7 protein-coding genes are annotated in these 8,214 nt (G+C 65.7%); all 7 read left to right on the top strand.

Going from position 1 to position 8,214, the window contains the following annotated elements:
* Window positions 1–736: PP2C family serine/threonine-protein phosphatase (locus K0F86_RS12590; RefSeq protein ID WP_257572132.1), on the top strand; the 736-nt coding region annotated here is incomplete at its 5' end.
* 129 nt (window positions 737–865) lie between these two features.
* A complete protein-coding gene (locus K0F86_RS12585) occupies window positions 866–1,717 on the top strand; it encodes a class I SAM-dependent methyltransferase (protein WP_219134689.1) in 852 nt (283 codons plus the stop codon).
* 185 nt (window positions 1,718–1,902) lie between these two features.
* Complete coding sequence (locus K0F86_RS12580; protein WP_374197287.1) at window positions 1,903–3,528, top strand: FHA domain-containing protein; 1,626 nt, start codon at window positions 1,903–1,905, stop codon at window positions 3,526–3,528.
* Between the two features lie 400 nt (window positions 3,529–3,928).
* Window positions 3,929–4,522, top strand: a complete 594-nt coding sequence (locus tag K0F86_RS12575) for a metal-dependent hydrolase (RefSeq protein WP_219134688.1) — start codon at window positions 3,929–3,931, stop codon at window positions 4,520–4,522.
* Window positions 4,523–4,637: 115 nt separating this feature from the next.
* Window positions 4,638–5,156 carry a sigma-70 family RNA polymerase sigma factor gene (locus K0F86_RS12570; RefSeq protein WP_257572130.1) on the top strand — a complete coding sequence of 173 codons (519 nt, stop codon included), beginning with the start codon at window positions 4,638–4,640 and terminating at the stop codon, window positions 5,154–5,156.
* Window positions 5,156–6,118: a FecR domain-containing protein gene (locus tag K0F86_RS12565; RefSeq protein WP_219134686.1), complete on the top strand. Its 963-nt coding sequence runs from the start codon at window positions 5,156–5,158 to the stop codon at window positions 6,116–6,118. The genes K0F86_RS12570 and K0F86_RS12565 overlap by 1 nt, the downstream gene beginning before the upstream one ends.
* Before the next feature lie 113 nt (window positions 6,119–6,231).
* A partial coding sequence (locus K0F86_RS12560; protein ID WP_257572129.1) for a TonB-dependent receptor occupies window positions 6,232–8,214 on the top strand: 1,983 nt, incomplete at its 3' end.

Here is an 8,214-nt window from a genome sequence, read left to right as displayed (position 1 = left end):
CGGCATGGGCGGCCACGGCCAGGGGCGCGAGGCGGCGGAAGCGGCCGTGCAAGGCTTGCTGGCCGTGCCCGCCTGCCTCGACACGGCCAGCCTGGCATCCAGGCTCGACGCTCTGCACACGCGCTTGCAGGATGGTTTCGCCAGGAGCACGCCTGCCCAGGCGCGTCCGCCCGGCACCACCCTGACCTTGCTGGAAGTGCCGCCCGGCGAAGCGCCGCTGCTGTATCACGTGGGCGATTCGCGCCTGTATGAACTTGCCGATGGCGTGGCCAGCATCCTCACCATCGACCACGTGCCGGCCACCGTGTACGCCATGCGCGGCGCGTTCGACGAGACGCGCTGGCGCGCCTCCGTGCACGGCGAGCACCATCCGCAAATCTCGCAGGCATTTATTTTAGGCAACGCCCTGAGTGACAGCTTGCAGCTCGACAAGCCGCTACGCGGCCTCGATGCGGCCGCCTTGCCGCCCTTCCTGGCGCACCTGGGCGACCGCCGCGTGCTGCGCGTGCGCCCCGGCGCCCACTATGTGCTGGCCAGCGACGGATTCTGGGCCTGTGACGATCCGCTGGCGCTCACGGCCCGCTGGCCCGCTTTGTGTGCCGGCAAGAGTGCTGCCGAGGCCGTCATCGCCCTGTTCGACGACTTCCTCTCCCACCCGCCGAAAGGCTTGCATAGCGACAACATCACCGTGGTGGCGCTACGCTTCGATGCGGCATTCACCGTCCCGGGCGGCTAGCGGCCAGTCGCGCAAGGTGGCAGAGTGACTCGAATCCCAACGGCCAGCATCAATGACACAGAGCCGTGAACCATGCCAGTGGCGCGCTGTCTGACGGAAGGAGTTCTCCAACGTCGCCAGGAGCATGCCATGAGCAACACCATCGCTACACCGCAGGCCGGCGCCGCCGACGCGCCCGACTACGCCGCCATCAAGCAGCGCCAGCAAGCAGGCTGGGCCAGCGGCGACTTCGCCGTCATCGGCGTGACCCTGCAACCGGTCGGCGAATCGCTGGCCGAGGCCGCCGATATCCGCGCCCATGAAGACGTCATCGACATCGCCGCCGGCAACGGCAACGCCACCTTGGCGGCGGCGCGCCGCTTTGCCCGCGTCGTCTCCACCGATTATGTGCCGGCGCTGCTGGACAAGGGCCGCGCGCGCGCCGAGGCGGAAGGGCTGGCCGTGACCTTCCGCGTGGCCGATGCCGAAGCGCTGCCGTTTGCCGATGCCAGTTTCGACGCGGCCTTGTCGACCTTTGGCGTCATGTTCACGCCTGACCACCGGCGCGCGGCCAGCGAAATGCTGCGCGTGCTGCGTCCCGGCGGCCGCATCGGCATGGCCAACTGGACGCCGGACGGCTTTATCGGGCAACTCTTCAAGACCATCGGCAAGTATGTGCCGCCCCCGGCAGGCGTGGTGTCGCCGGCCCGCTGGGGCGAAGAAGCGTATCTGCGCGACCTGTTCGGCCGTGCGGTCGAGCAGGTGCACAGCCAGCGCAAGGTGTTCCATTTCCGCTATGCCTCCGCTCACCACTGGGTGCAGGTCTTCCGCGATTACTACGGCCCCGTCCACAAGGCCTTTGCCGCGCTCGACGCGGCTGGCGTCGAGGCGCTGGAGCAAGAGCTGTTCACCTTGCTGGAACGCCTGAATACGGCGGGCGCCCACTCGCTGGTGGTACCGGGCGAGTATCTGGAAGTCATCATCGACAAACGGCGCGGGTGAAATAAATGCCAAAATAACATATCCAGAAAGATATAAAATGTGTTTTTAAGCAATAGTTTCCATGGCATGTAAGGCAAGGTGTGACCAGGGACATGAATTTGGGCAAAAAGTGCGCATTCCGAGGCCGCGAAAGTTGCCAAGCAGGCGCAAAAGCGCGTAAGCTCTCATGTAGAACAGAGGGCGCAATGTCCCCGCTCGATTCGAGTCAGAATGTCATGAAAAAATGCAGCAACCCGGAGCACCCGCACTGTACGTTCTGGGTCTTGCCTGGGGATACAGTCTGTGCGGGCAACCACTCGCAAGCGACGACTGCTCCCAGCAGCTACGACCTGTTGAGCGCACTGCGCAGCGCCCGTTCCGAGCCATCGGCAACGGCGCTTCCGCACGCCCCTGCGCATGATTCTGATATTCGTGATGCTGTTCTTCGCGATGCTGCCATTCAAACGGTAAGCCGCTCCTCGCCGGCGGCCGCCCCGGCATTCACGCCAGCACCCGTTGCGCCGGCAACGGTGCCGCCCGCCTACCAGCCGGTGCAAGCCCACCTGCACATCAGCGGCTTCGATCCCCGTGCGGCAGGCGGACGGCAAACCCTGAAGATGGAATTGCGCGGCATGAGCGCCGCCTGCGCACCGCAGCTGACCTTGCGCCTGCGCTCGGACCTGATCCCCCGTGGCCAGGTGCAGCATGATTTCGGACGCACCACGCGCGGCGACTGGCGCCCCGTGTTTGTCGAGTTTTCCTCGCGCAACAAGGAACACGGGCAATACCAGATCGAAGTGGAAGTGCACAGCCATGTCGATGGCGCCGTGGCGCAGAAATGGGTGTGCACCTTTGTCATCCTGGTGCCGCGCCGCGACGCCACCTTGACGGAAATCCACCAGATCTTCCTCAGCACACACAAGAACGTGCGCGTGATGGCCGACGACGCCTCGATCGCCCGCGTGACGGGCGGCGATGGCTGCAACCTCGACGTGACGGCGCGCAATGCCGGCATCGCCCACGTGGATTTATCTGCGCCGCAAGGCAAGATCGACATGGGCTTTACCACCATTGCCTGGGACGAAGAGTTGATCGAAGTCGACCTGCCCGCCGCCAGCCACTGCCATCCGCACCCGAGCCAGGCCGCCTGCCTCGTCAATGCGGCGCCGGAAGCGGGCGAGCAGCGCCAGATCCGCCTGTTCGCGCTGGAAGAATGCATGCTGGGCCGCTTCGAGCTGGTGGACCCGGAAGCCAACGTGCTGCTCAGCCATTTCAGTCCCGACGGCCAGGACAACAATGGCTTGACGCGCCGCCTGTCGGGGCGCCACGCCATCATCCGGCGCAGCGGGCAAGGTTTTGAAATCGAAGACGTGTCGCGCTACGGCGTGCTGCTCGACGGCGTATGGCCCGGCAAGCACAAGCCTGTCGCGCTGCGCCTGGGCATGCGCATCGAATTGTCTGCCAGCATCAAGGGCATCGTCGTGCTCAGCGTCACTGCCCTCCTTGCGCACGGCGTGATCCTGCACCGCATCGACCACGGCGCCCACGCCGAGTGTTTTTACCTGCTGCTGCCGGACACCCAGCCCACGCCGGCCAGCCACCTGGCCACGCCGCAGGCCAGCTGCCTGCCCGTGCTGTTCCACCGCAACGGTGGTTTCTGGCACATCGATACCGCCAGTGGCAAGGAAACAGCGCTGGCCCCCGCCACCGTGCTCGACAAGCTCAGTGGCTTCGCGCGGCACAACCGCTTCGCCAGCGAACCGTATCCTGAATGCTGGATCATCCGCACCGAAGGCGCGGCGCTGTGCGATAGCACCATGCAAACTGCGTAGTAACACTATTGTAAATCTGCAGTTATCCGCAAGGCACTAACGGGGTACGAGTACAAGAAAAATCATCGACAGGCCGAGTATAAACACCGCTTCCAGCGTAAACACGATGGCGGGAATCTGCAATTCGCGCGGGATTTTCATGGCGACACCTCTTCAAAACACAGGACTACTTTCAGCATAGCGCGCCCCACGCCAATTGCATTATCAGTCGCACAACACACTTGAGCGCTCGGCATGACTTGCCGAGTTCGCTATCCAGGCCCTGCCGACACACAATTTAACAATTTAATAGCGGATATTCCGCAAATAGCGCCCATTGACGCCCTTGCATACTGTATATTCATCCAGTTAATATCCCCTTGTATTTCACACAGCGCCCGCATGGCGTTTTACATTTTCTATGGCTTCCAACAAAGCGCATCATGCGACCGGTTGGGCTGCCGGCGTGATCGCCGCGGCCCTGGTCGCGCACGCTGGCGCCGGTGGCCCCTACCAAGTGCTGAGCATGCTCGCCTTTGTCATGGGCGCACTGGGCGGCACGGCGCCGGACTGGCTGGAAGTGGCCTGGTGGGCGCGCACGCACCGGCTGTGGATCACGCACCGCACCTGGACGCACTGGGGCCTGGCCTGGATCGCCCTGCTCGTCTACACGTATCTGCAATTGCCGCACCACCTGTGGGCGCCGCCCCTGTTCGGCTTTGCCGCGGGCGGCATCATGCATCTGCTGGCCGACTGGCCCAATCCCCTGGGCGTGCCGTGGATTTTCCGCCGCCACTCGCTGCGCTGGTGGAAAAGCGGCCGCCACGACATCATCGTCATCATCGCCGCCTGGCTGGCCGCCACCGTCGTGGCCGACCACGTGTTTTTCGATGGCATCCACCTGCGGCGCAGCGTGCTGGCGCTGGAGAGCCTGCTGCACTGGTCCGCTGGCGCACTTCAGACGGCCTGGGCGGATCTGCAACAGTGGCAAGCGCGCTGGCGCCTCGGTGGCTGACGCCAATTGACGCCGGCGGCATGGCAATGTGATAATGAGTATCATTCTCAAACAGCCCAGCCAGCCGGCACCCCGCGTTCCGTCAGCCCAGCCCATTCCTTGCCTGGAGAACGCAGTGAGCACCGTCAGTCCCACCCATGCCATCCCCCTGACCACCCTGTACAGCGAGCACCACGGCTGGCTGTATGGCTGGCTGCGCGGCAAGCTGGGCAACCGCGCCGAGGCGGCCGACCTGGCGCAGGACACGTTTTTACGCCTGCTGGGCAAGCGCGAGGTGCCACCGCTGGCGCCCCTGCGCGAGCCGCGCGGCTACCTGGCGACCATCGCGCGCGGTCTGCTGATCGACCGCTATCGGCGCCAGGCGCTGGAACAGGCCTACCTGGAAGCGCTGGCGCAGCAAGCCGAGCCGGCATCGATGTGCGCCGAAACGCATGCCATCATCATCGAAACCCTGCTCGCCGTGGACCGCCTGCTCGACCGCCTGGGGACGCGCACGCGGGGCATCTTCCTGCTGGCGCAAATCGAGGAACTCAGCTATGTGGACATCAGCCGGCGCCTCGGCGTCTCCCTGCCAACCGTGAAAAAACACCTGGTGCGCGCCTACACGGAATGCCTGCTGCTGGCGGCCGCCTGATGTTCGGCCCATCGCCTTCCATTCCCATCGCCCGCAGCATCCTGGCCGCCGCCGCCCACTGGCACGTGGAACTCAAATGCGGCAGTGCAGACGCAGCCGCCGTGCAAGCCTGGCGCGATGCCAGCGCCGAGCATGAACGGGCCTGGGAGCTGCTGCAGCGCATGGACGGCCAGCTGGCCACGCTGCCGCCCGCGCTGGCGATTCCTGCCCTGCAGGCGGCACAGCAGCGCCGGCGCGCGGCCGCCAGGATACTCGCCGTGCTGGTGGCGGCCGGCGGCGGCATCGCGCTGGGTCAGGCGGGCCTGCAATCGGGCCCATGGCAAGCCCTGACGGCGTCCTTGCGCACGGCGCCGGGCCAGCGCCGCCACGTGGCGCTGGCCGATGGCGGGCGCCTGGAGATGAATACGGATAGCGCCGTCGACGTCGATTACAGCGCCGCGCAGCGCCGCATCCGCCTGCACCATGGCGAAATCATCATCACGACGGCGCCCGATGCGCGCCCCTTCCTGCTCGATACGCCGCACGGCGTGGTCCGCGCGCTGGGCACTCGCTTCGGCGTGCGCTGCGATGCGGATGGCAGCACCGTCAGCGTCTTCGAACACGCCGTGGAAGTGCGCTGCGCTGCGCGCCCGGACACCGTGCGGCGCCTGGAAGCGGGCCAGCAGTTGCGCTTTTCAGCCACAGGCCTGGCTGCCGTGCTGGCCATGCCCGCGCACCAGGACAGCTGGCTGCGCGGCATGCTGGTGGCCGCCGACTGGCCGCTGCAACAGCTGGTAGCGGAACTGGCGCGCTACCGGCGCGGGCGCCTCGTCTGCGACGCCGCCGTGGCGCGGCGCCCCGTCACGGGCACCTACCGGCTCGACGATATCGACGCCGTGCTGGAAAGCCTGTGCGCCTCGCACGGGCTGAAAGTGACGTACTTCACGCGCTACTGGGCCACGGTGGCGGCCCGGCCGGCCTAATTATCTTCAGTTTTTTTGCGCCAGGGGTTGGTGTTTCGCTGCGCTGCTTCGGCTTCATGGATAAGTAGCCGATTCATCCTCCATTGACCATACCCTGAACAGAAAGACCGAGCATGCAGCCGACCACCCCCGTCCTCCATCCCGCCGCGCGCGCCATCCGCCTGGCCGTCCTCGCCATGGCGTGCGCCGCCCCCGCCGCCTTCCTCGCCGCGCCCGCGCTGGCGCAAGGCCAGGCCGCCGCAGCTTCAAGCGCCGCGCCGCAAGCCTACGCCATTGCGGCCGGCCCGCTGGCCACCGCCCTCAACGATTTTGCCGTCGCCGCCGGCGTCAGCTTGTCGACCGATCCCGCGCAAACGCGCGGCCTGCGCTCGCCCGGCGTGCGCGGCAGCTTCAACGTCAGTCAGGGCTTTGCCCAGGTGCTGGCCGGCAGCGCCCTGGAAGCGCTGCAGCTGCCGAACGGCGCGTATGTGCTGCGCCAGGCGGCGCCAGCGTCCGCCTCGGCGGCCGGCGTGGAAAAGACCATGGCCCCCGTGGTGGTGAACGCCAGCATGGAGCGCGACCCCGTCAGTGAACACAGCAACTCGTACGCGGCGCGCGCCGTCACCGTCGGCAAGGGCGTGCAAACCCTGCGCGAAATTCCGCAATCGGTCAGCGTCGTCACGCGCCAGAAAATGGACGACCAGAACCTCAACACCATCGACGCCGTGCTGGCCAATACCACCGGCATCACCATGTACGACAGCCCGATGGGCGGACGCTATGTGTATTCGCGCGGCTTCATGGTCGACACTTACCAGTTCGATGGCGTCAACCGCGCCATGTACTATCCGCAGGCGAACAGCTTTACCAGCAATACGGCCATGCTCGATCGCGTGGAAATCGTGCGCGGCGCCACGGGACTGCTGCAGGGCACAGGTTCGCCGGGTGCCGCCATCAACATGGTGCGCAAACGCCCGCTGGCGGAAAAGCAGGTACAGCTGGCGCTCGGCGCGGGGCGCTGGAACGACGTGCGCGGCGAAATCGACGTCACCGGTCCCCTGAACGAGTCGGGCAGCATCCGCGGCCGCGCCGTGGCCGCGCACGAGCAGCGCGATTATTTTTATGACGTGGCCGACAGCCGCACCGACGTGCTGTACGGCGTGCTGGAATTCGACCTGGCGCCGGGCAGCAAGCTGACGACGGGCGCCAGCCATGAAAAGCTGAAGTCGACGCCGTTCTTTTCCGGCATGCCCCGCTACCTCGATGGCAGCGACCCGAAGCTGCCCCGCTCGACCTTCCTGGGCGCCGACTGGAACCGCTGGGACAGCCGGCAAACGGCCGTCTTCGCCGAATTCGAACACCGCTTCGATGCCGACTGGTCGCTGAAAGCCAGCGCCAACTACACGCGCGAGCGACATGATGTGAAATACATGTTCAGCCAGGGTGCACTCGATCCCGCCACCATGGCCGGCATGATGATGTACGGCGGCGTCTTCGACTACGGCACCACCAACAAGGGCATCGACCTGTCGCTCGATGGCAAATTCAACGCCTTTGGCCGCCGCCACGGCTTCAGCGCCGGCATCAACACGAACCGCCTGGAAAGCGACAGCGATTTCAGCCTGGCCCTGCTGCAGAAGCCGAACAACCCGCTGCAGCCGAACCACGGCGTGGCCGAGCCGAGCGACGCCTGGTTCCGTGAAAACAGCTATCGGGGCGATCCCAGTGTAACGAAGATGACGCAGACGGGCGCGTATGGCGTGGCCCGTTTCAGCATCAGCGATCCGCTCACCGTGGTGGCAGGTGCGCGCGTCTCTAACTACAAATGGAGCAGCGTGTACCGCGACACGGGCGAGGTGTATATCGATCCGTACCGCGAAAACGGCGTCGTCACGCCATATGGCGGTGTGATTTACGCATTCGACCAGCGCTGGTCCGGCTACGCCAGCGTCTCCGACATCTTCCAGCCGCAAAACCAGCGCACGGCGGACGGCGCCCTGCTCGATCCGCTCAAGGGGCGCAATCTGGAAGTGGGCGTGAAAGGTGAACTGTTCGACGGCAAGGTGAATACCTCGCTGGCGCTGTTCCGCATCGAGCAGCGCAACCGCGCGGAGCTC

It is taken from the genome of Janthinobacterium sp. UMAB-60 (assembly GCF_900095235.1).
In the GTDB taxonomy this organism is placed as follows: Bacteria; Pseudomonadota; Gammaproteobacteria; order Burkholderiales; family Burkholderiaceae_D; genus Janthinobacterium.
The sequence above is the reverse complement of the archived record's forward strand: the minus strand, read 5'-3'. Positions and strand labels throughout refer to the sequence as shown.